This is a genomic window from Halomonas marinisediminis (assembly GCF_004347715.1).
GTDB lineage: Bacteria > Pseudomonadota > Gammaproteobacteria > Pseudomonadales > Halomonadaceae > Halomonas > Halomonas icarae.
On the sequence record NZ_SLTR01000388.1, the window covers coordinates 1 to 279 of the forward strand.

Consider the following 279-nt stretch of genomic DNA (forward strand, 5'->3'; position numbering starts at 1 on the left):
AAGGTGGCGTTGACCGTGGCGGCGAGGCCCAGACGGGTGGTGACGGCGGCCAGGGCGCTGAGCACGGTCAGGTTTTCCGGGCGTCCCGCGATGTCCAGGTCGTAGACCTGCCCCTTGTGCTCGCGCAGCCGCAGCCCTTCGGCGAGGAAGAAGAAGTCGAACTTGCCGCGTTCGACGGTCTGCGCGAGCCGGATGAAGGAGTCGATCGATATCTGGCTCTCGGAGCGCGGGTCCGACCAGACGGTCACGTTGTGGATGCCGGGCAGCTGCGCTGCGAGA

Annotated in this window: 1 protein-coding gene; it reads right to left on the bottom strand. The window is 67.4% G+C overall.

Annotation, left to right across the window (positions count from 1 at the left end; all coding sequences use genetic code 11):
* The coding region (locus E0702_RS17105) for an LLM class flavin-dependent oxidoreductase (RefSeq protein WP_132045738.1) at nucleotides 1-279 on the bottom strand (279 nt) is incomplete at both ends.